The 24,942-nt window shown below is 55.4% G+C and carries 21 protein-coding genes, 10 tRNA genes and 3 rRNA genes; 1 reads left to right on the top strand and 33 read right to left on the bottom strand.

The genetic code is table 11. The annotated features are described in order from the left end of the window. The 9 genes from hisJ to MHI24_RS17155 all read right to left on the bottom strand — a co-directional run bounded on the left by hisJ (position 1) and on the right by MHI24_RS17155 (position 7,706). On the bottom strand, positions 1–828 hold the full coding sequence (hisJ, locus tag MHI24_RS17195) for a histidinol-phosphatase HisJ (RefSeq protein ID WP_340020752.1): 828 nt from the start codon (positions 826–828) through the stop codon (positions 1–3). Between the two features lie 16 nt (positions 829–844). Then, entirely contained in the window at positions 845–1,543 is a 699-nt protein-coding gene (gene hisIE, locus MHI24_RS17190) for a bifunctional phosphoribosyl-AMP cyclohydrolase/phosphoribosyl-ATP diphosphatase HisIE (protein ID WP_340020751.1), read from the bottom strand. After that, positions 1,540–2,298, bottom strand: a complete 759-nt coding sequence (hisF, locus tag MHI24_RS17185; protein ID WP_340020750.1) for an imidazole glycerol phosphate synthase subunit HisF — start codon at positions 2,296–2,298, stop codon at positions 1,540–1,542. The genes hisIE and hisF overlap by 4 nt, the downstream gene beginning before the upstream one ends. Positions 2,299–2,341: 43 nt before the next feature. Then, on the bottom strand, positions 2,342–3,091 hold the full coding sequence (gene hisA, locus MHI24_RS17180; RefSeq protein ID WP_340020749.1) for a 1-(5-phosphoribosyl)-5-[(5-phosphoribosylamino)methylideneamino]imidazole-4-carboxamide isomerase: 750 nt from the start codon (positions 3,089–3,091) through the stop codon (positions 2,342–2,344). Positions 3,092–3,136: 45 nt separating this feature from the next. Further along, positions 3,137–3,760 carry an imidazole glycerol phosphate synthase subunit HisH gene (gene hisH / locus MHI24_RS17175; protein WP_340020747.1) on the bottom strand — a complete coding sequence of 208 codons (624 nt, stop codon included), beginning with the start codon at positions 3,758–3,760 and terminating at the stop codon, positions 3,137–3,139. Between the two features lies 1 nt (position 3,761). Beyond that, positions 3,762–4,370, bottom strand: coding sequence for an imidazoleglycerol-phosphate dehydratase HisB (gene hisB / locus MHI24_RS17170; RefSeq protein WP_340020746.1), 609 nt, complete (start codon positions 4,368–4,370; stop codon positions 3,762–3,764). Continuing rightward, positions 4,360–5,667, bottom strand: coding sequence for a histidinol dehydrogenase (hisD, locus tag MHI24_RS17165; protein WP_340020745.1), 1,308 nt, complete (start codon positions 5,665–5,667; stop codon positions 4,360–4,362). The genes hisB and hisD overlap by 11 nt, the downstream gene beginning before the upstream one ends. 32 nt (positions 5,668–5,699) lie before the next feature. Continuing rightward, the gene (gene hisG / locus MHI24_RS17160) at positions 5,700–6,344 is read right to left on the bottom strand and encodes an ATP phosphoribosyltransferase (protein ID WP_340020744.1); all 645 of its coding nucleotides are present in this window, start codon (positions 6,342–6,344) and stop codon (positions 5,700–5,702) included. 144 nt (positions 6,345–6,488) lie between these two features. Beyond that, complete coding sequence (locus MHI24_RS17155; protein ID WP_340020743.1) at positions 6,489–7,706, bottom strand: ATP phosphoribosyltransferase regulatory subunit; 1,218 nt, start codon at positions 7,704–7,706, stop codon at positions 6,489–6,491. Between the two features lie 283 nt (positions 7,707–7,989). Here MHI24_RS17155 and gntK point away from each other — a divergent pair, with 283 nt between their 5' ends. Continuing rightward, complete coding sequence (gntK, locus tag MHI24_RS17150) at positions 7,990–9,528, top strand: gluconokinase (protein WP_340026714.1); 1,539 nt, start codon at positions 7,990–7,992, stop codon at positions 9,526–9,528. Between the two features lie 63 nt (positions 9,529–9,591). Here the strand turns inward: gntK and MHI24_RS17145 are convergent, their stop codons facing one another. The 24 genes from MHI24_RS17145 to MHI24_RS17030 form a co-directional block, all read right to left on the bottom strand. Then, positions 9,592–10,761, bottom strand: a complete 1,170-nt coding sequence (locus tag MHI24_RS17145) for an acyltransferase (protein WP_340020742.1) — start codon at positions 10,759–10,761, stop codon at positions 9,592–9,594. Between the two features lie 193 nt (positions 10,762–10,954). Then, complete coding sequence (locus tag MHI24_RS17140; RefSeq protein ID WP_340020741.1) at positions 10,955–11,461, bottom strand: acyltransferase; 507 nt, start codon at positions 11,459–11,461, stop codon at positions 10,955–10,957. Next, a complete protein-coding gene (gene ppaX / locus MHI24_RS17135; RefSeq protein ID WP_340020740.1) occupies positions 11,458–12,117 on the bottom strand; it encodes a pyrophosphatase PpaX in 660 nt (219 codons plus the stop codon). The genes MHI24_RS17140 and ppaX overlap by 4 nt, the downstream gene beginning before the upstream one ends. A 9-nt stretch (positions 12,118–12,126) precedes the next feature. Next, positions 12,127–13,158: a prolipoprotein diacylglyceryl transferase gene (gene lgt / locus MHI24_RS17130; protein ID WP_340020739.1), complete on the bottom strand. Its 1,032-nt coding sequence runs from the start codon at positions 13,156–13,158 to the stop codon at positions 12,127–12,129. 12 nt (positions 13,159–13,170) lie between these two features. Continuing rightward, positions 13,171–14,109, bottom strand: coding sequence for an HPr(Ser) kinase/phosphatase (gene hprK / locus MHI24_RS17125; RefSeq protein WP_340020738.1), 939 nt, complete (start codon positions 14,107–14,109; stop codon positions 13,171–13,173). A gap of 228 nt (positions 14,110–14,337) precedes the next feature. Further along, on the bottom strand, positions 14,338–15,459 hold the full coding sequence (gene ugpC, locus MHI24_RS17120; RefSeq protein ID WP_340020737.1) for a sn-glycerol-3-phosphate ABC transporter ATP-binding protein UgpC: 1,122 nt from the start codon (positions 15,457–15,459) through the stop codon (positions 14,338–14,340). Positions 15,460–15,567: 108 nt separating this feature from the next. Beyond that, entirely contained in the window at positions 15,568–16,665 is a 1,098-nt protein-coding gene (locus tag MHI24_RS17115) for a helix-turn-helix domain-containing protein (RefSeq protein ID WP_340020736.1), read from the bottom strand. A 165-nt stretch (positions 16,666–16,830) separates the two neighbouring features. Continuing rightward, positions 16,831–16,903, bottom strand: a tRNA-Lys gene (locus MHI24_RS17110). 11 nt (positions 16,904–16,914) lie between these two features. After that, a tRNA-Tyr gene (locus tag MHI24_RS17105) sits at positions 16,915–16,997 on the bottom strand. Between the two features lie 3 nt (positions 16,998–17,000). Further along, positions 17,001–17,076: transfer RNA gene (locus MHI24_RS17100), tRNA-Phe, on the bottom strand. A 28-nt stretch (positions 17,077–17,104) separates the two neighbouring features. Continuing rightward, positions 17,105–17,182, bottom strand: a tRNA-Asp gene (locus tag MHI24_RS17095). Positions 17,183–17,200: 18 nt separating this feature from the next. Then, positions 17,201–17,276: transfer RNA gene (locus MHI24_RS17090), tRNA-Thr, on the bottom strand. A gap of 30 nt (positions 17,277–17,306) precedes the next feature. Continuing rightward, positions 17,307–17,382: transfer RNA gene (locus MHI24_RS17085), tRNA-Val, on the bottom strand. An 11-nt stretch (positions 17,383–17,393) separates the two neighbouring features. Beyond that, positions 17,394–17,467: transfer RNA gene (locus MHI24_RS17080), tRNA-Met, on the bottom strand. A 24-nt stretch (positions 17,468–17,491) separates the two neighbouring features. Beyond that, positions 17,492–17,583: transfer RNA gene (locus tag MHI24_RS17075), tRNA-Ser, on the bottom strand. An 83-nt stretch (positions 17,584–17,666) separates the two neighbouring features. Further along, positions 17,667–20,593, bottom strand: a 23S ribosomal RNA gene (locus MHI24_RS17070). Positions 20,594–20,835: 242 nt separating this feature from the next. Continuing rightward, positions 20,836–20,911, bottom strand: a tRNA-Ala gene (locus MHI24_RS17065). Between the two features lie 48 nt (positions 20,912–20,959). Next, a tRNA-Ile gene (locus tag MHI24_RS17060) sits at positions 20,960–21,036 on the bottom strand. A 44-nt stretch (positions 21,037–21,080) separates the two neighbouring features. Then, positions 21,081–21,197: ribosomal RNA gene (gene rrf, locus MHI24_RS17055) — 5S ribosomal RNA — on the bottom strand. 122 nt (positions 21,198–21,319) lie between these two features. Next, a 16S ribosomal RNA gene (locus tag MHI24_RS17050) occupies positions 21,320–22,880 on the bottom strand. Together the 16S, 23S and 5S rRNA genes with 10 tRNA genes alongside form the textbook arrangement of a ribosomal RNA operon. Before the next feature lie 343 nt (positions 22,881–23,223). Continuing rightward, the gene (locus MHI24_RS17045) at positions 23,224–23,490 is read right to left on the bottom strand and encodes a pro-sigmaK processing inhibitor BofA family protein (RefSeq protein ID WP_340020735.1); all 267 of its coding nucleotides are present in this window, start codon (positions 23,488–23,490) and stop codon (positions 23,224–23,226) included. Positions 23,491–23,518: 28 nt separating this feature from the next. Then, the gene (locus MHI24_RS17040) at positions 23,519–23,785 is read right to left on the bottom strand and encodes a hypothetical protein (protein WP_340020734.1); all 267 of its coding nucleotides are present in this window, start codon (positions 23,783–23,785) and stop codon (positions 23,519–23,521) included. A gap of 199 nt (positions 23,786–23,984) precedes the next feature. After that, positions 23,985–24,584 carry a recombination mediator RecR gene (recR, locus tag MHI24_RS17035; protein WP_238655875.1) on the bottom strand — a complete coding sequence of 200 codons (600 nt, stop codon included), beginning with the start codon at positions 24,582–24,584 and terminating at the stop codon, positions 23,985–23,987. A 34-nt stretch (positions 24,585–24,618) separates the two neighbouring features. Then, complete coding sequence (locus tag MHI24_RS17030) at positions 24,619–24,930, bottom strand: YbaB/EbfC family nucleoid-associated protein (RefSeq protein ID WP_340020733.1); 312 nt, start codon at positions 24,928–24,930, stop codon at positions 24,619–24,621. Positions 24,931–24,942: the final 12 nt, after the last annotated feature.

Genomic DNA, 24,942 nt, shown 5'->3' with positions numbered 1-24,942 from the left:
TTAGACTTCAAACGGCACGGAGCTGCGGCGGCGTCCCTCGAAGACGGCCAGCTCACGGAAGCCGGTCTGCCAGAGCATTCTCCGGGCTTCCGGCAAGCCGTCCCCAAGCTTCATAGGATCATGCGCGTCAGAGCCCAGTGTAAGCGGAATGCCCAGCTCGAATGCCTGAGCAAGCACATGCCCGGCCGGGAACATCTCGGCGCAGGGCTTGAACAGCCCCGAGGCATTCAGCTCCATCGCTATTCCGCAATCTGCAATGACCTTCAGCGTGTCCAGCTCCAGTGCTCTGGCTTCCGCCTGCTCTTCAGGAGACACCGGCCCATATCCAAACCGTTTGATGACATCCATATGTCCTATAATATCATATAATCCCGATAACGCCGACTTCTGTACAGCCTTATAATAACGGCGGTAGACCTGCATTACATCCTGGCCCTCCCAGCCGTGGGTCTGCCTATGATCGGTAATATCCCATTCGCCCAGGAAATGCACCGAGCCAATCAGATAATCCCAGGGATACGGCGCCAAAAGCTCGCGGATCTGCTCCTCATAGCCCTCGATATAATCCGCCTCCAGCCCCACCCGCAGCTCAATCGTTCCGCGGTAACGCTCCTTCAGCGTGAGGCATTCCTCCACATAACGCGGAAGCTCGGCAAGCGGCATCGCCATCTCGGGATAATAATGCTCGGGATCGACATGAATCAGCGGCAGATGATCCGACAGCCCAAGCTGCGTCAGCCCCAGGGCCACGCCGCGCTGCACGTACTCTTCAAGCTTCCCTACGGCATGGCCGCAGCGCTCATGATGGGTATGATAATCGATATGCATACCGGCTTCATCCCTCCTAATCGCGGCGGGGCCGCTCATGACGGGCGCTCAGCTCATCCAGAATCTCATCCAGCGGCAGCTTGCGCTCCTGCAGCAGTACGAGCAGGTGATAGATCAGATCGCTGACCTCAAGACGCAGCTCAGCGTTATCTTTATTTTTGGCGGCAATAATCGTCTCGGAGGCTTCCTCCCCGACCTTCTTCAGAATCTTGTCCACGCCCTTATCGAACAGATAAGTGGTGTACGCCCCCTCAGGACGGTTCGCCTCGCGCTCAGCAATCACACGCTCCAGCTCACCCAGTACCGCGAAGCGGCCGCTGTCAGCGCCTGGAGCTTCCGTTACGGCCGCCGGTGCATCCAGCGGAATCTCGCGGTAGAAGCAGCTATTCTCCCCAGTGTGGCAGGCCGGGCCTTCCGGCACCACCTTCACCAGCAGCGTGTCGCTGTCGCAGTCATAGTGAATCGAGGTGATCGCCTGCGTATTGCCTGACGTTCCGCCCTTATGCCACAGCTCGCTGCGCGAACGGCTCCAGAACCAGGTCTGGCCGCTCGTAAGGGAACGCTCCAGCGACTCAGGATTCATATAGGCGAACATTAAGACCTCCAGGGTACGCGCATCCTGAACTACCGCAGGCAGCAGCCCCGCTTCGTTCCAGCGGATGCCCTCCACCGCTTCCTGCTGGCGCTGTGCTATGTCCTTCTTGTCCTCGCTCATCGGATCTCTACCCCTCTTTGCTTCAGATCAGTCTTCAGGTCATGAATGCCAATCTCTTTATAATGGAAAATCGTAGCAGCAAGTCCGGCATCCGCCCGGCCCTCGGTAAATACATCATAGAAATGCTCAATTCTTCCGGCCCCGCCGGACGCTATGACAGGGATGCTCAGCAGATCGCTTACCGCCGCCGTCAGCTTCAGATCGAAGCCGTCCTTGGTGCCGTCGGCATCCATGCTGGTCAGCAGAATCTCGCCCGCTCCCAGCGCTTCGGCCTCCTTGGCCCAGGCAAGAGCCCGGATACCGGTGGGCTTGCGCCCGCCGTGGGTATACACTTCCCATTCGCCCCAGGCTTCATTATATTTGGCGTCCATCGCCAGCACAATGCACTGGGAACCGAAGCGACGCGCACCCTCCAGGATCAGCTGGGGGTTATTGACCGCGGCCGTGTTGATGCCGATTTTGTCCGCTCCGGCGCGCAGAATCCGCTTCATATCGTCCGGGGTTGAGATCCCCCCGCCGACGGTGAAGGGAATCGCGATCTCTCCAGCCGTCTGGCGGACCACCTCGATCATAGTCGCTCTGCCTTCCACCGAAGCGGAGATGTCCAGGAACACCAGCTCATCCGCTCCCTCGCGGTCATACAGCGCCGCCAGCTCCACCGGGTCTCCGGCATCGCGCAGGTTCACAAAATTAACGCCCTTCACCACCCGTCCGTCCTTCACGTCCAGACAGGGGATAATCCGTTTCGCCAACATCCTAAGACCCCTCCTTGTATTGCACAGGCTATCGTATTCTTAATTACTGCGGGGCTGAGGATGTGCGCAGCGCCTGCAAGGCTTCAGGCAGCGCAATGTTGCCGGTATACAGCGCCTTGCCGACAATCGCCCCGCCGATTCCGCTGCCGTTATGTACATTCAGACGCAGCAGATCGTCCAGGCTCGTTACCCCGCCGGAGGCGATGACACTCTTGCCGCTGGCCTTGGCCATCGACAGAATCCCATCCACGTTCGGCCCCTGCATCATCCCGTCCCGGGAGATGTCGGTATAGATGAAGGTCTCCGCACCCTTGGCGGCCAGCTCACGGGCCAGGTCTTCTGCCCGGACCTCCGAAGTGTTCAGCCATCCGTGGGTAGCCACATAGCCGTTGCGGGCATCGATCCCGATAGCAACCTTATCGCCATATTCAGCGAGCACCTTTTCCGTAAAAGCCTGATCGTTAATCGCCGCTGTACCGATAATCACCCGGCTGACCCCGAGGCCCAGCAGCTTCTCCACGTCTGCCAGCGTACGGAGGCCGCCGCCGACCTGCACCGGAACATTCGCCTGCCGGGCAATGGCGCCGATAATCTCATCATTGACGGGATGTCCCGCCTTGGCTCCGTCCAGATCGACCAGATGGATGTACTGTCCGCCCTGCTCCTCCCATGCTTTGGCCACCTGCACCGGACTGTCGTTATAGATGGTCTCCTGGGCATAATCGCCCTGCTGCAGCCGGACACACTTGCCGTCCCGGATGTCAATCGCCGGGTAGATGATAAATGAAGACATGAACGCTCCCCGCTTTCATTGCATTTATAGTGATTCCAGGCAGGCCTAGGCCTGCTGTGCCTTGATGTGCAGGAAATGATCCAGCAGCTTGATGCCCAGCTCCCCGCTCTTCTCCGGGTGGAACTGCATTCCGTAGACATTGCCCCGCCCCACAATTGCCGTTACCGGATGTCCGTAATCCGTCACGGCGATCAGATCGCTGTCCTCCGCAGGAAGGGCGTGATAGGAGTGGACGAAGTAGACATGGCCTTCGGTAAGCCCGGCCACAAGCTCGCTCTCCGGCTGACGGAAGCTCAACCTGTTCCAGCCCATATGCGGCACCTTATAGCCGTCCCGGGGCGCGAACCGTACCACCGAGCCGGGCAGCAGCCCCAGCCCCTGATGCTCGCCATGCTCCTCGCTGCTGTCGAACAGCAGCTGCATCCCGAGACAGATACCCAGCAGCGGCTGTCCTGCTGCTGCGGCGGCCCGGACGACGGTGTCCATCCCGCTCTCCCGCAGATGCTCCATCGCATCGCCGAATGCACCGACCCCGGGCAGAATAACGCTGTCTGCCGCCAGAATCTCAGCGGCATCGGCGGTGACCAGACTTGTATAGCCCAGCCGCTCCACCGCCTTGCTGACGCTGTGCAGGTTGCCCATGCCGTAATCGACGATTGCTACGGCCATGCTACAGCACTCCCTTCGTGGAAGGCACGCCCTTCACGCGGGGATCCACCTGGGTCGCTTCATCCAGCGCCCGGCCCAGCGCCTTGAACACCGCTTCAATCATGTGGTGGGTGTTCGCCCCGTAATGCACGATGACATGCAGCGTAATTCGGGCCTCCAGCGCGAACTTCCACAGGAATTCATGCACCAGCTCTGTCGAGAAGCTGCCTACCTGCTGCGAAGGATACTCCGCCCGGTATTCAAAATGCGGGCGGTTGCTGATATCAATCACAACCTGGGCCAGTGCCTCATCCATCGGGACGAAGACACTTGCGTAACGTTTAATGCCTTTTTTGTCGCCCAGCGCCTCCCGCAGCGCCTGTCCGAGACAGATGCCGATGTCCTCCACGGTATGGTGGTCATCAATATCAATATCTCCGCGTGCCTGCACGGCAAGGTCGAACTGTCCATGCTTCGTGAACAGATCCAGCATATGATTCAGGAACGGCACATCGGTCTCCAGCTCGGACACCCCGCTGCCGTCTACAGCCAAGGATAGCTTAATATCCGTTTCGTTGGTTGTCCGGCTCAGTCCGGCCTTGCGCAGCGCCTGTTCGTTATTATTGTCCATTTCCGTCTCCACCTTTCGCTTCGTTCATCAGCCGGAGCTCAATCGCCCGGGCATGGCCTTCCAGCCCCTCGCGCCGGGCCAGCTCCATAATGGCTGCTCCATCCCGCAGCAGCGCTTCCTTGCTGTAGTAGATCAGACTGGACTTCTTGATGAAGTCATCTACATCCACCGGCGAAGAGAACCGGGCGGTTCCGTTCGTCGGGATAATGTGGTTCGGTCCGGCGAAGTAGTCGCCGACCGGCTCCGAGCTGTACGGACCCAGGAAGATCGCCCCGGCGTTCTCAATCGCGCCGGCCAGCCCCATCGGGTCCGCTGCCACAATCTCCAGATGCTCCGGCGCCAGCCGGTTCACCACGGAGATGCCCTCCGCCAGTGAGTCTACGACGATGATCGCGCCGTAGTTCTCCACCGAGGCCCGCGCGATTGGCTCGCGCGGCAACGCCTGAAGCTGCCGCTCCACCTCGGCAGCCACCGCCTCCGCGAGACGCTGCGACGGCGTCACGAGGATCGCCGACGCCATCTCGTCGTGCTCGGCCTGCGAGAGCAGGTCGGCCGCGATGTAGGCGGCCTCGGCGGTATCGTCGGCGAGCACGACGATCTCGCTCGGTCCGGCGATGCTGTCGATGTCGACCGCGCCGTAGACCTCGCGCTTGGCCAGGGCCACGAAGATGTTCCCCGGCCCGCAGATCTTGTCCACCGGCACGATTGACTCCGTGCCGAAGGCCAGGGCGGCGACTGCCTGCGCGCCGCCGATGCGGTAGATCTCGTGTACGCCCGCCTCGGCGGCGGCCACGAGAATATAAGGATCTATGCCTTCACGGCCGCCTGTCGAAGGCGGTGTCACCATCACAATCTCCGGCACCCCGGCGATCTGTGCCGGAATGACGTTCATCAGCACCGAGGACGGGTACGCTGCCTTGCCGCCGGGAACATACACGCCCACCCGCTTCAGCGGGCGGATGATCTGGCCGAGGATCGTGCCGTCCGGCTGCAGATCCATCCAGGAATTGCGCTTCTGCCGCGTATGGAAGGCCCGGATATTATCGGCCGCTGCCCGGATGGCCGTCACGAAGGACGCCTCTACCCGGCTGTAAGCCTCCTCCAGCTCCTCCTGCGTCACCCGCAGCTGCGCGGGCGTCAGAGTGACCCCGTCGAAGCGCTCCGTGTAGCGGAGCAGCGCTGCATCGCCCTCCTGCTTAATCGCTGCCACGATCTCGCGCACCGCCTTGTTCTGCTCCGGCGTGCCATACTCCACTTCACGCTGTAGCTTGAAATCCTTGCTGGATTGAACCTTCACCGCTCTTCCCCCTTTTGCCTCTTCTTCAAGCACTATTTCAACTGCAGCCCCGGCCCTGCGATAACATTCTGCAGGCGGTCGCACAGCTGCTGAATCTCCCCGTTCTTCATCCGGTAGCTGACCCGGTTCGCCACCAGCCGGCTGGTGATCTCGAAGATGCTCTGCATCTCCACCAGTCCGTTATCCTTCAGCGTCTGGCCGGTCTCCACCATATCGACGATCCGGTCGGCCAGGCCGATCAGCGGCGCCAGCTCGATCGAGCCGTTCAGCTTGACCACCTCGACCTGCTGGCCCTGCTCGCGGAAGTACCGCGAAGCCACATTCGGGTATTTGGTCGCGACCCGCTGCTGAATGCCCGGCTGCCAGTTGGGCAGCCCGATGATGGACATCCGGCAGCGGGCGATGCCCAGATCCAGCAGCTCATAGACATCACGGTTCTCTTCAAGCAGTACATCCTTGCCGACAATGCCGATATCCGCTACCCCGTACTCTACATAAGTAGGCACATCCACCGGCTTGGCCAGAATGAATTCCATCCCTGCCTCCGGCAGGGCAATCACCAGCTTGCGCGACTCTTCCCCGTCCGGGGGAATCGGCAGTCCCGCCTTGCGGAACAGCTCTGCCGCTTTATTGTATATCCGGCCTTTCGGCATGGCCACCTTAAGAATCTGTGCCAACGATTCCGCCTCCGTTTCGTGTTTCGCTCCTATAGTAACAGTACAGCTCTAACGCATTCCTTGTCAGGTATTCCGTATTTAGCATTCTATATCCAGCATTCCGTGTCAGGCATTCCGTATCAAGATTACAACCCGCTGCCGCACTCAACCGTGCTCGCTGACAAAAGATACGAACGTGTAGATCTCCCCGTACCGCTCGCCCTCAGCCTCCACCGTGTCCGTATCCAGCCGCTTCACCGTCTTCAGCTCCTCCGGTCCGGCGGCCAGCCGGGTTACCACCGCATGTCCTTCACTCCGTAAGCGTGCGGCTTCAGCAAGCCCCTCCTGACGCCGGAGGGCGTCATACTGTACCAGAACCGGCAGCTCCTCCTCCTCCGGCAGCCCCGGAACGCCATCGAGAATCCGGTTCGTCTTCAGCGAGAAGCCGGTCGAAGGAACCGGGCGTCCGAACTGCTGGAGCAGATTGTCATACCGGCCGCCGCTGCATACCGGGAAGCCCAGCTCCGCAGCGTAACCCTCAAAGGTCATGCCGGTGTAGTAGGAGAAATCGCCGATCATTGTCAGATCAATCAGCACATGCTCGGAGACGCCATAAGCCACCAGCACCTCCCACACCTTGCACAGATGCTCTATGGATGCGCGCGCCAGCGGATGGCTGCTCAGCTCCAGCGCCTGGCCGCAGATCTCCTTGCCGCCCCGCAGCCGCAGCAGGCCGTCCAGCTCCTGCTTCTGGGCTTCAGACAGGTCCAGCCGCCGCAGCGTATCGCGGAAGGCGACATAATCCCGGCTGAGCAGATGGCTCTTCAGCTCCTCCTGGGCCTCCGGCAGACCGGCCACCGCCTCCTGGAACAGGCCGTCCAGGAAGCCGACATGCCCCATGGCAATCTTGAAGGACTTCACCCCTGCCGCCTGCAGCGAGGCAATTGCCAGCGCCACCACCTCGGCATCGGCCTCCGGCGAATCATCCCCGACCAGCTCCACCCCGGTCTGGAAGAATTCGGCCTCCCGGCCCGCCTCCTCCTCAATTGCCCGGAAGACGTTGGCATGATAAGACAGGCGCAGCGGCAGCGGCTCATCCTTGAGCAGAGACGAGACCACACGGGCTACAGGGGCCGTCATCTCCGAGCGCAGCACCAGCGCCTGGCCCCGGTTGTTAAGCAATTTATACAGCTTCTGGTCCGATGTGGAGCTGGCCACACCGACCGTATCGTAATATTCAAGCGTAGGCGTAATCATCTGCCGGTAACCCCAGCGGCTCATGCAATAGAGCACATCCTTCTCGATCTTGCGCAGCTTCGTCACCGCACGCGGGAGATAATCCCTCACGCCGGCAGGCTTTTCAAATCCCTTGGGCTTAGCCATCGTCAATGTTCACCTCATCAGATAATCTAGGAAGGGTTCTCCATAACACTTCAACATGGTAAAGTGGTAGCAAAGTAAAGTAGTGGCAATATCGTATCACGGACTCTCATGCGGCGTCAACAATACACTACAATCATACCGCGCCGGAAGCCAGACTTCCATGGCCTTGGCCTTCTTTTGCAAGAGTTCCTTTTGCCTCCGGTAGAGGCGGCGCATATAATGAAGGTAATTAGAGAGCTATTCCATAACAGAAAGAAGGACTGACAGCTTGAGTACCTCCTATATGATAGGCGTAGATATCGGAACCACCAGCACCAAGGCTGTTCTCTTTGAGGAGAGCGGAACCATTCTGGCCCAGAGTAATCAAGGCTACCCGCTGCACCAGCCCTCCCCCTCTGTCGCCGAGCAGGACCCGGAGCTGATTCTGAAGGCCGTCTTCCATACCATTGCCTCAGTCATGCAAGACAGCCGTGTCTCCCCGGAACAGGTCCTGCTGGTCTCCTTCAGCTCGGCGATGCACAGCGTCATCGCTGTGGATGCCTCAGGAGCCCCGCTGACCGCCTGCATTACCTGGGCAGATAACCGGAGCAGCCGCAGTGCGGCGCGGCTTAAGGATGAACTGAACGGACATGAGCTGTATATGCGCACAGGGACTCCGATCCATCCCATGTCCCCGATTACCAAGCTGATGTGGCTTGGCGAAGACCATCCTGAACTGTTCAAGCAGACCCATAAGTTCATCTCCATTAAGGAGTATGTCTTCTTCAAGCTGTTCGGCGACTATGTTATCGACTATTCCATCGCCTCTGCTACAGGCATGTTCAATCTGGAGCAGCTGGACTGGGATGATGAAGCCCTGCAGATTGCCGGTGTCACACGCGAGCACCTGTCCCGGCCTGTACCGACCACCGAGATCCTGCGCGGGCTGCTGCCTGGACTTGCCGCGGAGCTGGGGCTGCTGCCTGCGACCCCGTTCGTGGTGGGGGCCAGTGACGGTGTGCTGTCCAACCTGGGGGTTGGCGCGATCGAGCCGGGCGTAATTGCTGCAACGATCGGCACCAGCGGAGCCCTCCGCACCGTAGTGGACCGCCCGCTGACCGATCCCAAAGGACGGATCTTCTGCTATGCGCTCACGGACAAGCTCTGGGTCATCGGCGGCCCGGTGAACAATGGCGGGATGCTCTTCCGCTGGGTGCGGGACGAGTTCGCCGCCTCCGAGGTGGAGACGGCGAAGCGCCTGGGCATAGATCCTTATGAAGTATTGACCCGGATCGCCGCACAGGTGCCGCCGGGCAGCAATGGGCTATTGTTCCATCCTTACCTGACCGGAGAGCGCGCTCCGCTGTGGAATCCCGATGCCCGCGGCTCCTTCTTCGGCCTGAGCATGAACCACCGCAAGGAGCATATGATCCGCGCTGTGCTGGAAGGCGTCATCTTCAATATGTATACTGTACTGCTCGCCATGGAGGAATGCATCGGTGAGCCTGTCAGAATCCTGGCCACCGGGGGCTTCGCCCGCTCTGAGCTATGGCGGCAGATGATGGCCGATATCTTCGACCAGGAGGTGGTGGTCCCGGAGAGCTTCGAGAGCTCCTGCCTTGGCGCTGTTGTCCTTGGCTTGTACGCCTTGGGCCGGATCAGCTCCTTCGATGCGGTGTTCCCCATGATCGGCTCCACCCACCGCCATGAGCCGGTCACCGCCCATGCCAAAGCCTACAAGCAGCTGCTGCCGATCTTCATCTCCGTCTTCCGCAGCCTGGAGGACCAGTATCAGGCCATTGCCGAGTTCCAGCGTGAGCAGGCCGGCGAGCAGACGAATTAATCTTCAATATAGCCCAAAAGCGCCCGCCAGCCGCATAAGATATGCGGCCAGCAGGCGCTTTTATTAATTCACGGACGACCCGGTTGGCTTCGCTGCTGCTGCCGGCTTCTGCGGTGCCGAGCCGAACACCATCCAAGCGGGCTTCACATAACGGAAGGCAAGCGCGACCACCACCCAGGAGCCCAGCAGGGCTACGAGCCAGCCGCCTGCAATCGCCGCCGTGTAGGCAAGAGATCCGCCGTGGAACGGAATCTTCCGGTACATGAACAGGAGCAGCGGATGCAGCAGATAGATGCCGAAGGAGCAGGCCCCTGCCGAGAGCAGCAACCGGGTCAGCAGGCTGCGCCCTGCACCGTACAGCAGGAAGGACAACTGGAACAGCACCAGACAGGAGAGCAGGGCATGGAAGTTCGAGAAGCCTTCATACCACAGGCTGTTGATTACTGTTTTCTTCGTATAATTGTTATACCACAGGACCACATGCCCGATTCCAGCCGCTGCCCATAGAAGCCATAGCACGACCCAGCCGGCCCCTTTGCCGGAGCGCCAGCCTTCGCGGGATGGAATCAGCCATTTTTTCAGAGAGCTGTAATAGACCGCAATGGCCGCACCCAGTAGGAAATACGAGAAATAGGTGATGGCCAGACTGCCCTTGGACAGCTTCCAGTACCCGTGGTTCACCATATACTTGTTCAGCAGCACGAAGCCCCACTGAAGCGCAAGCCCGGCAACCGGTGCCCATGCCGCCAGCTTCCGCAGCTTCTGCAGACACCACAGCATCAGCGGGAACAACACATAGAACTGAATAATAATGATGATGTAATACAGATGTGTATACGCCGTGCCGGTCCACAGGTATTTGCCGAACTTCGCTGCAAGCTCCTGCAGAGGCAGACCCCAGGTATGTCCGGCCGTCATTTTCAGGGCAAAGTACAGCACCGAGAAGACCAGATAAGGCACAATAATATAGATCAGCCTGCGGGTGTAGAATTTCGCCAGTACCTTCCCTCCCAGGGGGCGGTCGATATAATTGTAGAACAGCACGAATCCGCTCAGGAAAATAAACGAAGGAACCGCAAACTGGCTGAACTTATTAATGAACAGGAACGGAGCGAACATAGACGTGTCCAGTGTTTCCGCAAGTGTCCGTGAAGTAGCATGAATAGCGATAACCGCAAAAATAGCAATTGCCCGAAAGATATCAAGCTGGGGAATTCTTTCCTTTTGAAGCATGAACATTCCTCCTGATTAGCCCACCAAGTGCACTATAGTGTTACGCCAATATATACTCGTCTGACCCTCAAAGGTTGCTCCATCCGCCAATTCTGCCCTGAACAGGCAGGTAACGCAAGAAACCCCGCAGCTCCTGCGCAGATACACGCAATCTGAAACTGCAGGGTTCCGTTCCCGTCTGTATACCGAGAGACTATTCGCCAAGGGGTGACTCCGTAGAGGCCGAGCGCAGCTCACGCAGCGGATTGCCCCCGACGAAGGTTCCGGCAGCCACATCCTTATGCACCACCGAACCCGCCGCGACCACCGCTCCGTCCCCGATAGTGACCCCCGGCAGAATGGTCGTGTTGGCACCGATCAAGACATGATCACCGATGACGACATCCCCCAGCCGGTACTCTTTGATAAGGTACTCATGAGCCAGGATCGTTGTGTTGTACCCGATGATGGAGTTCTCTCCAATCGTAATTCGCTCCGGGAAAAAAACATCAACCATTGCCATCAGCCCAAACGCTGTATGCTTGCCAACCTTCATCCCGAGTACCCGGCGGTAGATCCAGTTCTTCAGCGGCAGGACCGGGCAATAGCGGGCAATCTGAATAAAAATGAAATTGCGCACACCCTTCCACGGGCTCACCGTACGGTAAATATGCCAGAGCGAATTAGGCCCCTCCACCGGATAACGGGTTATCTTTCTCACGGCTGCATGGTCTCCTGTTCCACAATAGTGTACAAGTCCGTCATCTCATGGATAATGTAATCCGGCTCATAGGTCCGCAGCACATCCTCACCCTTGAGCGACCAGGCCACCCCTGCTACACGTACTCCTGCCGCCTTGGCAGACTGAATATCAACCGCGCTGTCGCCTACCATCAATGTTCTCGCCGGATCAACGCCCAGATTGGCTACGGCCGTGAGAACCGGCTCGGGATGCGGCTTCGGATGAGTTACATCATTGACCGTCACAATCGTATCCATGTACTTCAGCAGATCGAACTGCTCCAGCGACTTCAGTGTGTTGGGCCGGATCTTGGTGGTCACCACCCCAAGCTTGATACCCCTGCGCCGCAGCTCCTCCATCGTCTCATTCACATGGGGAAAAGCCTGGACCAGCTCATCATGATGCGCATTGTTGTACGAACGGTAAGACCGCTCCAGCATACTAATATCCTTCGCCTCCAGGCCGGAGAACGAGCTTAGCTGCTGCTGGAGTGTAGTTCCCATCAGCGGAATAATTTGCTCCCGGGTTAGAGAAGGCAGATTATTCTCCTTCAGTGCGTGCATGAATGAGTTAATAATCAGCTCATTGGTATTCACAATCGTTCCGTCCAGGTCAAATAACACGCATTCCATCATTAAATTCAACTACTCCTTTGTTTCCTTATCTTCCTTCGGTTCTGGAAGCGGCTGCTCCGGCCGTGGTGCCTTCTCGGCCGTGCCTGCTGCACTCTCTGGAACGACAGCATCCGCTGCCGCTGCTTTGGTGCTGACAATCGGATCAGAATAATAAGGCAGCGGCCGGACGCTAACGCGCCGGATAATGATCAGGGCAATCGCCGCAACAATAATCAGTAGCGACAGTAATTGCGAGACACGAATATTGCCGTAAGCCGGGTCAAGATACCCCTGCTCGAAGCCCAGCCACTTCATCGGACTCCACAGCGCATTAATGAATGAGGCCGCCCCACTGCTGCCGTTGAAGGCCAGGCTGTCCGTCCGTAACGCTTCAATGAAGAAGCGGCCGATGGAGTACCATATGAGATAGGACATAAAAATTTCACCGGCACGCACAAACTTCTGACGCCGCAGTACGAACAGCAGCACAATGCCCAGCAGGCTCCAGAGTGATTCATACAGGAAGGCCGGGTGACGGAAGGCATCCCCTATGTACATTTGATTGACGATGAAATCCGGCAGATGCAGCTTGTCGCGCAGGAACGATTCCTCCACCACGCCGCCGTAAGCTTCCTGATTCACGAAGTTCCCCCAGCGTCCGATCATTTGACCCGCCAACAGACCAGGTGCACAAATATCAATGAGGCGCCAAGCCGAGTAGCCTTTATAGCGGAAATAGATCACTCCGCAGATGACTGCTCCAATCAACGCGCCATAGATGGCAATACCGCCGTTCCAGACTTTAAAGACGTCCCACAGATTGTCCTTATAATCCTCCCACTTGAACGCTACAAAATAAATCCGCGCCGCAATGATAGCCGAGGGCACGCCCAGCAGCAGCATATCCATGAAGAACTCCTGCGAAATACCGTACCGTTTGCCCTCCAGTATACACAGGTATAGCCCGGCCAGCGCGCCAAGCCCCAGGATTAGGCCATACCAGTGAACAGGCAAAGATCCAATCGAGAAGACAATCGGATCAATCGCTAATGAATAGAACATGCTCTCACCCTCCTAATCCAGATCATCCATGTCTTCAGAGATAGTGGCTGTAAGTTTATTCGTGAACTGCAGCGCCGCATTGAAGCCCATTTGCTTCAGACGGTAATTCATTGCAGCCACCTCGATGATAACCGCAAGGTTACGGCCCGGGCGTACCGGAATGGTTACCAGCGGCACATCAGTATCAATAATTCGGGTAGTCTCCTCATCCAGTCCCAAGCGGTCGTACTGCTTGTCCTGCTGCCAAGCCTCAAGTCTGACGACCAGTGTAATGCGCTTATGGTTACGGATGGCGCCTGCGCCAAAGAGGGTCATGACATTGATAATTCCAACACCGCGGATTTCGAGCAGGTGCCGGATCAGCTCCGGGGCCGTACCATGCAGCTGATTATCCGAGGTCTGGCGGATCTCCACCGCGTCATCGGCGATCAGACGGTGGCCGCGCTTTACAAGCTCCAGTGCCGTTTCACTTTTACCGATACCGCTGCTGCCGGTAATCAGCATCCCTACCCCATAGACATCACAGAGAACACCGTGAATGGTTGCCGTCGGTGCCAGTCTGCCTTCCAGGAAGCTGGTCAGTCTGCTGGAGAAAATCGTCGTCGCCATCGCGCTGCGCAGCACCGGAAGCCCCTTCTCATTACTGATGTCCACCAGCTCCTGGGGAACCTCCAGCCCTCTTGTAATTACAATACATGGCGTATTATCATTGCAGATTCCGCGAATCCGCTCTTTCCGCTCTTCTTCGGAGAGCATGGAGAAGAAGGCCAGCTCAGTCTTGCCCAGCAGCTGCACACGTTCTTCGGGATAATATTCGAAATAACCGGCCATTTCCAGTCCCGGACGGTTCAGATCGTCCACCGTGACCGGTCTCTTCAGTCCCTCATGCCCGGATACTACCTCTAACTGAAAATGCTGCACCAACTCGGATACCTTTACCTTCTTAGCCATATCTTCCGTCCTTTCGTCACCTGCGGTCAAGCGCCGCTCCCCGCCTGCTGGTCCTCAGTCTGGCCATTCCAGCAACAGGTAATTCTCCTGCTATCTTAATGGATAATGCCGGTGAATGCAATCTTAAACCCCTCGGCCGCACCCTTCACCCTTCATGATCTCAACATGAAAAAGCCGCCTTCTCAGGCGGCTTTGTTCATTATAGACTCTATTAGTAATGCAAGGGTATTATCCCAGCAGTACGTTCAGTTCGGATTCTTTGTCGAAGATGTGGATCTTGTTCATATCAATCGCCAGCTTAGGCTTGCTGCCTTCGCGGGTAGTGGAACGTCCGTCTACACGGGCAATGACAGTGTTAGCGCCAAGACCGCTCAAGTAGAGGAGCATTTCATGACCCAGGTTCTCCGTAACATCAACCATCGAAGTGAAGATTGTGTTAGGGGAAGCTTCCAGGAATACCGGCTCTTCATGGATATCTTCTGGACGAACGCCCATGATTACATCCTTGCCGATGTAGCCTTTGTTGCGCAGCAGTGTAGCTTTGCCGCCAGGAACTTCAACATCAAGGTTCTCAGCGCGGAAGCGGACAGAACCGTTCACTTCGGACAGTGTACCGTTGATAAAGTTCATGGTAGGGGAACCGATAAATCCGGCTACGAACAGGTTCGTAGGTTCATTGTACAGCTCTTCAGGAGAAGCAGCCTGCTGGATGATACCATCGTACATAACTACGATACGGTCACCCATCGTCATAGCTTCTGTCTGGTCATGCGTTACGTAGATACAAGTGGTTTCAAGGCGTTTCACCAGCTTAGTGATTTCAGCGCGCATCTGACCACGAAGTTTAGCATCCAAGTTGGAGAGCGGCTCATCCATCAGGAAGACTTGCGGATCACGGACGATTGCACGGCCCAGAGCGACACGTTGGCGTTGACCACCGGACAGGGCTTTCGGTTTGCGGTCCAGCAAATGCTCGATATCGAGGATTTTGGCAGCTTCGCGTACTTTCTTGTCGATTTCTTCTTTCTTCACTTTACGCAGCTTCAGACCGAAGGCCATGTTCTGATATACACTCATATGAGGATACAAGGCGTAGGATTGGAATACCATCGCAATATCGCGGTCTTTCGGAGCCACGTCATTCACTACACGGTCACCAATGTACATTTTACCTTCAGAGATTTCTTCCAGGCCAGCAATCATACGCAGGGTTGTGGATTTACCGCAACCGGAAGGACCTACCAGTACGAGGAATTCCTTATCTTTAATATCAAGATTGATATCAATTACTGTTGCTTTATCGGCACCCGGGTATTTTTTGAAAATATGCTCTAAACGTACGCCTGCCATTGTATTTCCCCCTCAAGTCTAATATTGGATTAGAAATCAAACGCTTTCTTGTATACCTATCTTACCCCACAGCCGGACAGATGGCTATTTGCATGGTTCACAAAAAACCTATTTTCTTTTCGTCACTTTATACAATAACATAGCAAGCTTCACAATCGCGGCATCTCCGAAGCTCCGTACATCGGCTCCAGTCTCTTGTTTGATCTTGTCCAGCCTGTACAGCAGCGTATTTCGATGAATATACAGCTTCTTGGCCGTTTCACTGACATTACAGTCCATTTCAAAAAAAGTCTCCAGTGTCATCAGCATTTCCTTATCCGCCAGCACCGCCGTATAATCACCGATCTGGCCCAGGAGCTGTCTGCGCCGCTCATCAGGAATACTGTTCACCAGCCGCTCCATATGCAGCTCCCACGGCAGATGAATATAATCACCCACCTGGAAAATCCGGCCGAGAACAATCGTCTCCCGCAGCAGCGCTACCGCACCTGTCAGCCCTTTGACCGGAATAATGGCCGGTGATACCGCCAGGTGGAAGACGCCAACCCATTCGCTGGCAATCAGTTCATGCAGACCCATGGCCGTCTGGGCCAGCAGATCCTCTGCACTTTCTTCCTCGTCCTCTTTATCATCTCCGCCAGTAAGCAGTTCCTTACGGGCTAATATTAACCATTCCTTGTCCTGCAGAGGAACCAGCAGAACCTCATTCTCGAAATAGCTCCGCAGCAGCTTCATTAATGAACGGTACGTCATCTGCGGGTTATGGACATTCTCGCTCACCAGCATGAACGGAATCATCTCGCCGAACAGCCGGCCCTTCAGAGAGACCTCATCCGGAATTTCGGCATCGTCCTTCTCCTGCTCCAGCTGTGAATTCAGCCATCCGCTGAGCTGGCGCGCCTCCATCTCTCCTTCTTCCTTAAGCCCGGTGGCCTTAAGCGCGACCGCGAAGTTCCGGCCGGCGTAATTCACCAGCTGCAGTTCAAGGGGCGACAGCCCTTCGGTCTCTACCCACACCGCCGTTACACGGCTGTCATTGTCATACAGGGGAATCCATAAGTACCCCTCATGAATTACCGGCTGCTCCTGATCTTGATCTGCACCTATGCCAAAAAGTGAAGCTGAATGCTGTCTTCCGAGCTGCTTAATGCCGGTTCGCTTTCCGGTGAGTTGCTCCAGCTTTTGACGCAAAACCTCACTATCCATCGTCACCATTCTCCACCACTTTTGCTTTTTCGCTTATTTTATCATATTTTGCCGCAAGATGCGGCACACCCCATCTGAACCCTGAGTGACAAAATAACCCTTGCAAATTCTTATCATACAAAAAAAGCCACCACCGTATGGTGATGACTTGAGTTTGCTTTCAGATGAGCCATGAAGGACTCGAACCTTCGACACCCTGATTAAAAGTCAGGTGCTCTACCAACTGAGCTAATGGCTCATAAAAAGGAATGGAGGCTGATGGATTCGAACCACCGAACACGTACGTGAGCAGATTTACAGTCTGATGCGTTTGGCCACTTCGCTAAGCCTCCATATGGTGGCGCGGGAGGGAATCGAACCCCCGACACAAGGATTTTCAGTCCTTTGCTCTACCGACTGAGCTACCGAGCCATGTAAATGAGCCAGTTAAAATACAAAATGGCGGAACCGACGGGATTCGAACCCGCGATCTCCTGCGTGACAGGCAGGCATGTTAGGCCAACTACACCACGGTTCCACAATTTGCAGTTAAAAATGGTGCCGGCGAGAGGACTTGAACCCCCAACCTACTGATTACAAGTCAGTTGCTCTACCAGTTGAGCTACACCGGCACGGTGTAAGGTGAATCGAAGCTGTAAAGATGGTGGAGGCTGAGGGGTTCGAACCCCCGACCCTCTGCTTGTAAGGCAGATGCTCTCCCAGCTGAGCTAAGCCTCCATAAATCTATATAGCGGCGGAGGGGATCGAACCCCCGACCTCACGGGTATGAACCGTACGCTCTAGCCAGCTGAGCTACGCCGCCATGCTGTAAAGATTGGATTTATAATGGCGGAGAGAGAGGGATTCGAACCCTCGCACCGCTTACGCAGTCTAACCCCTTAGCAGAGGGTCCCCTTATAGCCACTTGGGTATCTCTCCAAATAAATGGTAGCCATGTAAATCCGTACAGGAACTTAATTCCTGAAAACTGAATCCGAAACGAATCATGCATTTTAGTGGTTTTGGATAAGCCCTCGACCGATTAGTATTGGTCAGCTCCATGCATTGCTGCACTTCCACCTCCAACCTATCTACCTCGTCGTCTTCAAGGGGTCTTACTAATTGGGAAATCTCATCTTGAGGGGGGCTTCACGCTTAGATGCTTTCAGCGCTTATCCCGTCCGTACGTAGCTACCCAGCCATGCTCCTGGCGGAACAACTGGTGCACCAGCGGTACGTCCATCCCGGTCCTCTCGTACTAAGGACAGCTCCTCTCAAATTTCCTGCGCCCACGACAGATAGGGACCGAACTGTCTCACGACGTTCTGAACCCAGCTCGCGTACCGCTTTAATGGGCGAACAGCCCAACCCTTGGGACCTACTTCAGCCCCAGGATGCGATGAGCCGACATCGAGGTGCCAAACCTCCCCGTCGATGTGGACTCTTGGGGGAGATAAGCCTGTTATCCCCAGGGTAGCTTTTATCCGTTGAGCGATGGCCCTTCCATGCGGTACCACCGGATCACTAAGTCCGACTTTCGTCCCTGCTCGACTTGTAGGTCTCGCAGTCAAGCTCCCTTCTGCCTTTGCACTCTTCGAATGATTTCCAACCATTCTGAGGGAACCTTTGAACGCCTCCGTTACTCTTTAGGAGGCGACCGCCCCAGTCAAACTGCCCGCCTGACACGGTCCCCGTACCCGCTGAGGGTACCAGGTTAGAACCTAGATACGATCAGGGTGGTATCCCAACGGCGCCTCCAGCGAAGCTTGCGCTCCGCTTTCCACGGCTCCCACCTATCCTGTACAGATCGTACCCAAATTCAATATCAAGCTGCAGTAAAGCTCCATGGGGTCTTTCCGTCTTGTCGCGGGTAACCTGCATCTTCACAGGTATTAAAATTTCACCGGATCTCTCGTTGAGACAGCGCCCAAGTCGTTACGCCATTCGTGCGGGTCAGAATTTACCTGACAAGGAATTTCGCTACCTTAGGACCGTTATAGTTACGGCCGCCGTTTACTGGGGCTTCGGTTCATAGCTTCGGGTTACCCCTAACCACTCCCCTTAACCTTCCAGCACCGGGCAGGCGTCAGCCCGTATACTTCGCCTTGCGGCTTCGCACAGACCTGTGTTTTTGCTAAACAGTCGCTTGGGCCTTTTCACTGCGGCCCCCTCGGGCTATTCACCCTACCGAGGCACCCCTTCTCCCGAAGTTACGGGGTCATTTTGCCGAGTTCCTTAACGAGAGTTCTTCCGCGCGCCTTAGAATTCTCTTCTCGCCTACCTGTGTCGGTTTGCGGTACGGGCACCTTCTCCTGACTAGAGGCTTTTCTTGGCAGTGTGAGATCATGACCTTCGCTACTGTAATTTTCGCTCCCCATCACAGCCCAGCCTTAACAGTGTGCGGATTTGCCTGCACACCAGCCTCACTGCTTAGACGGACATCCATCAGTCCGCGTCACTACCCTCCTGCGTCACCCCATCGCTCATAGCGGATTACGGTGGTACAGTAATTTCAAACTGTTGTCCTTCGACTACGCCTGTCGGCCTCGCCTTAGGTCCCGACTTACCCTGAGCGGACGAGCCTTCCTCAGGAAACCTTGGGCTTTCGGCGGATCAGATTCTCACTGATCTTTTCGTTACTCATACCGGCATTCTCACTTGTATGCTGTCCAGCGCTCCTTACGGTACACCTTCAACCCACATACAACGCTCCCCTACCCCTGATGCAAAGCATCAAGCCATAGCTTCGGTGGTGTGTTTAGCCCCGTTACATTTTCGGCGCAGAGTCACTCGACCAGTGAGCTATTACGCACTCTTTCAATGGTGGCTGCTTCTAAGCCAACATCCTGGTTGTCTGTGCAACTCCACATCCTTTCCCACTTAACACACACTTGGGGACCTTAGCTGATGGTCTGGGCTGTTTCCCTTTTGACAATGGATCTTAGCACTCACTGTCTGACTCCCGGCAAGAAGTAAGTGGCATTCGGAGTTTGACTGAGCTTGGTAACCCTTGCGGGCCCCGCACCCAATCAGTGCTCTACCTCCACCACTCCATTCACCGAGGCTAGCCCTAAAGCTATTTCGGGGAGAACCAGCTATCTCCGAGTTCGATTGGAATTTCTCCGCTACCCCCACCTCATCCCCGCACTTTTCAACGTACGTGGGTTCGGGCCTCCAGTGCGTGTTACCGCACCTTCACCCTGGACAGGGGTAGATCACACGGTTTCGGGTCTACGCCCACATACTCAGTCGCCCTATTCAGACTCGCTTTCGCTGCGGCTCCGGCTTCTCACCTTAACCTTGCATGTTGAACGTAACTCGCCGGTTCATTCTACAAAAGGCACGCCATCATCCATATAGAGGACTCTGACTTTTTGTAAGCACACGGTTTCAGGTTCTATTTCACTCCCCTTCCGGGGTGCTTTTCACCTTTCCCTCACGGTACTGATTCACTATCGGTCGCCAGGTAGTATTTAGCCTTAGCAGATGGTCCTGCCAGATTCATACGGGGTTTCACGTGCCCCGCACTACTCGGGATCCGTCTCGGAGGGAACACAGTTTGGGCTACAGGGCTTTTACCTCTATCGCGGGCCTTTCCAGACCTCTTCGCCTACCATATTCCTTTGTAACTCCATGTGAGACGTCCCACAACCCCAAGGGGCAAGCCCCTTGGTTTAGGCTGTTCCGCGTTCGCTCGCCGCTACTGACGGAATCACTATTGTTTTCTCTTCCTCAGGGTACTTAGATGTTTCAGTTCCCCTGGTCTGCCTCTACGTATCCTATGTATTCAGATACGAGTAACTGTGCATTACCACAGCTGGGTTTCCCCATTCGGACACCCCCGGATCAAAGCTTGCTTACAGCTCCCCGAGGCAGTTTCGTTGTTCGCCACGTCCTTCGTCGGCTCCTGGCGCCTAGGCATCCTCCGTGTGCTCTTAGTAGCTTAACCAACGTTCCGGTGTTTTGCTTGTTTGCTCATCTTGTTTTGAATAGCGCGTACGGATGAATCCGCCCGCTGGAATATTCAAAGCCAAAGGTCGCTGCACAATCAAAAACCTTCACTTAGTATAACTAAAAACTTCAAACTTGTTTACACAAGTTCAGCTTAAAGGAATGTTCTAAAACGCAAATTCGTTTCGGTATCCAGTTTTCAAGGATCAAGGTCTTGCATATACTTTTGTAAAACATAATTGGTGGAGCCAAGCGGGATCGAACCGCTGACCTCCTGCTTGCAAGGCAGGCGCTCTCCCAGCTGAGCTATGGCCCCATAAAATACCCCAAAGTGAGGTGCACTATTCAATTCAAATTTGTTATATGGTGGGCCTTGGTGGACTCGAACCACCGACCTCACCCTTATCAGAGGTGCGCTCTAACCAACTGAGCTAAAAGCCCATATAACAAAACTTCTATTGGATGCATTCACGAATGAATGATCCGCTTGGCGGCGTCCTACTCTCCCAGGACCCTTCGGTCCAAGTACCATCGGCGCTGGAGGGCTTAACGGTCGTGTTCGGGATGGGTACGTGTGGAACCCCTCCGCTATCGCCACCAAACGTTGTTGAAAGAGACTTGCTCTTTCAAAACTGAACACGAGTGAGTGTGTGAACCCGAAGGCTCTAATGGAAGTCAAGCTTCCGATTTGAATGTCACCGTTGCAGGTGACGATTCTCCATAGAAAGGAGGTGATCCAGCCGCACCTTCCGATACGGCTACCTTGTTACGACTTCACCCCAATCATCTACCCCACCTTCGGCGGCTGGCTCCCTTGCGGGTTACCCCACCGACTTCGGGTGTTGTAAACTCTCGTGGTGTGACGGGCGGTGTGTACAAGACCCGGGAACGTATTCACCGCGGCATGCTGATCCGCGATTACTAGCAATTCCGACTTCATGCAGGCGAGTTGCAGCCTGCAATCCGAACTGAGACCGGCTTTGCTGGGATTGGCTCCACCTCGCGGCTTCGCTTCCCGTTGTACCGGCCATTGTAGTACGTGTGTAGCCCAGGTCATAAGGGGCATGATGATTTGACGTCATCCCCACCTTCCTCCGGTTTGTCACCGGCAGTCACTCTAGAGTGCCCAGCTCAACCTGCTGGCAACTAAAGTCAAGGGTTGCGCTCGTTGCGGGACTTAACCCAACATCTCACGACACGAGCTGACGACAACCATGCACCACCTGTCTCAACTTTCCCCGAAGGGCACCTGATGCATCTCTGCTTCGTTAGTTGGATGTCAAGACCTGGTAAGGTTCTTCGCGTTGCTTCGAATTAAACCACATACTCCACTGCTTGTGCGGGTCCCCGTCAATTCCTTTGAGTTTCAGTCTTGCGACCGTACTCCCCAGGCGGAGTGCTTACTGTGTTAACTTCGGCACCAAGGGTATCGAAACCCCTAACACCTAGCACTCATCGTTTACGGCGTGGACTACCAGGGTATCTAATCCTGTTTGCTCCCCACGCTTTCGCGCCTCAGCGTCAGTTACAGCCCAGAAAGTCGCCTTCGCCACTGGTGTTCCTCCACATCTCTACGCATTTCACCGCTACACGTGGAATTCCACTTTCCTCTTCTGTACTCAAGCCACCCAGTTTCCAGTGCGACCCCAGGTTGAGCCCAAGGTTTAAACACCAGACTTAAATAGCCGCCTGCGCGCGCTTTACGCCCAATAATTCCGGACAACGCTTGCCCCCTACGTATTACCGCGGCTGCTGGCACGTAGTTAGCCGGGGCTTTCTTCTCAGGTACCGTCACTCCGGCAGCAGTTACTCTACCGGACGTTCTTCCCTGGCAACAGAGCTTTACGATCCGAAAACCTTCATCACTCACGCGGCGTTGCTCCGTCAGGCTGTCGCCCATTGCGGAAGATTCCCTACTGCTGCCTCCCGTAGGAGTCTGGGCCGTGTCTCAGTCCCAGTGTGGCCGTTCACCCTCTCAGGTCGGCTACGCATCGTCGCCTTGGTGGGCCGTTACCCCGCCAACTAGCTAATGCGCCGCAGGCCCATCCCCAAGCGGCAGATTGCTCCGCCTTTCATTCTTCCCTCAGGAGAGGAAAGAGATTATCCGGTATTAGCTACCGTTTCCGGTAGTTATCCCAGTCTTAGGGGCAGGTTGCCTACGTGTTACTCACCCGTCCGCCGCTAAGCCAAGTTGGAAGCAAGCTTCCAACAAGACTCCGCTCGACTTGCATGTATTAGGCACGCCGCCAGCGTTCGTCCTGAGCCAGGATCAAACTCTCCAATTAGGTATTGAAAGAGCGATAGCTCATTTTGAAACATCTGACGAGAATTTGCATTCTCAAGATGATATTTCTAAAGCGCACAAGACGCTGTGAAATTCATCATTTTTTTTGAAATCACCGAGGTGATTTCCACTCACTCGTTGTTCAGTTTTCAAGGATCAAGCACATCTTTTGTCGCTTAACTTTGTCTCAGCAGCGACCTTTATAATATATCACAGCGCCCTTGTTTCAGTCAAGCGTTTTTTTGAATTTCTTTTTCGCTTTAGCTTTCAGCAAGTGATCCGAAGATGCCTTGTCCAAAGGGCCGAGACTTAATGTATCACGAATGGGCAGCCGGCGTCAACCTCTAGAACAAAGTTAATTTTAAGCCCAGCAGCAGGAGCACTCCAGGCAGTCCGAGGATGGTTACCGTCCCTATCGTGGCGGGATTGAGCGGAACATGCAGATTCGTTACAACACCGGAAAAATTAACAATGTATATCGCCAGCGCAGCCAATATCAGATGAGTGCCGAATACACTCAGCCATGCCCAGCCCAGCTTATGCCGGAATACCGTCAGCAGCAGCAGAACACCCGATACAATCAGTACAGCTATAGCCAATAATCTCAGCATTGCAGCATCCCTCCACCGATCAGTCTGGTCATAGCAGCAGCCGGCTCCGGTCGAGTCCCAGGTTTTTGGCGTGCTTAAGGTGAATCTGATATTTACGTTCTGCTGCCTCCAGAATGTAGATGGCGTAGTCAATCTGGTCCTGGCCGAGCGCCTCATCAAACATCAGATAGGCCCGTTCCCACTCGGAATGCGCCTTGCGTACTTCATGGTACACCGTTCCCAGCTCCTCTTCCGCCTTCGCTCTCTCCGCTCTCCCGTCAGCTCCGCCCAGCCACTTGACGTTCCACCATTTCATCGCGATCCCTCCTGATATGAATAAGTGCAGACTAAGCCAATGCTCAGTACTCTCTAATCTCATACATATCGGAACAGGGACAAACTTAGAACCTTGAGGAAGCATATGACCGCATTTAATTGGAACTAAAGACAACGGGAAATAGAAAAAAGGAGCCCGGAGGCTCCTTAATAACTTATATTGTAGCGCAGCAGCACGCTCAGAACAGCTCACGGCGGCCTTCCAGCGCCTTCGACAGGGTGACCTCGTCCGCGTACTCCAGATCCCCGCCTACCGGCAAGCCATGCGCTATTCTGGTGATCTTCAGCTCGAACGGACGGACCAGGCGTGAAATATACATGGCCGTCGCCTCCCCCTCAATGTTGGGATTAGTCGCCATAATCAGCTCCTTCACCCGCTCATCACTGAGCCGGGTCAGCAGCTCCTTCAGCCGGATATCATCCGGCCCTATCCCCTCCATCGGGGATATCGCGCCTTGAAGCACATGGTAGTAGCCGCCATATTCTTTGGTCCGTTCAATAGCAACCAGATCCTTGGAGTCCTGAACCACACAGATAACGGAAGCATCGCGGGTTTTGTCCTGGCAGATCCGGCACGGGTCGGTATCAGTAATGTTGCAGCAGACCGAGCAATAATGAAGATTCCGTTTGACGCTGACCAGGGCTTTGGCGAAATCAATCACCTCATCCTCCTTCATGTTCAGCACATGAAAGGCCAGCCGGGCAGCCGTCTTCGGGCCGATACCGGGCAAACGCGTGAAAGCTTCAATCAGCTTGGCTAGCGGTTCGGGATAATACAAAGTATGTTCTCCTTATGCCCGGGAGTGGAATGACCTAGAACAGGCCAGGAATCTTCATTCCGCCGGTGAATTTACCCATATCGTTGTTAGCCAACTCTTCAGCCTGGGTCAGAGCATCATTAACAGCAGTGATTACGAGATCCTGGAGCATTTCGATATCCTCCGGATCAACAACCTCCGGCTTGATCTGAATGGATAGCAATTTCTTGTGGCCGTTCACCTGTACGGTAACCACGCCGCCTCCGGATGAACCTTCGATCGTCTTATTCCCCAGTTCCTCCTGGGCTTTGAGCATCTGCTCCTGCATTTTTTTGACCTGCTTCATCATTTGGTTCATATTATTCATACATCGTCTCTC

It is taken from the genome of Paenibacillus sp. FSL K6-1096, from assembly GCF_037977055.1.
Classification (GTDB): Bacteria; Bacillota; Bacilli; order Paenibacillales; family Paenibacillaceae; genus Paenibacillus_AQ.
The sequence above is the reverse complement of the archived record's forward strand: the minus strand, read 5'-3'. Positions and strand labels throughout refer to the sequence as shown.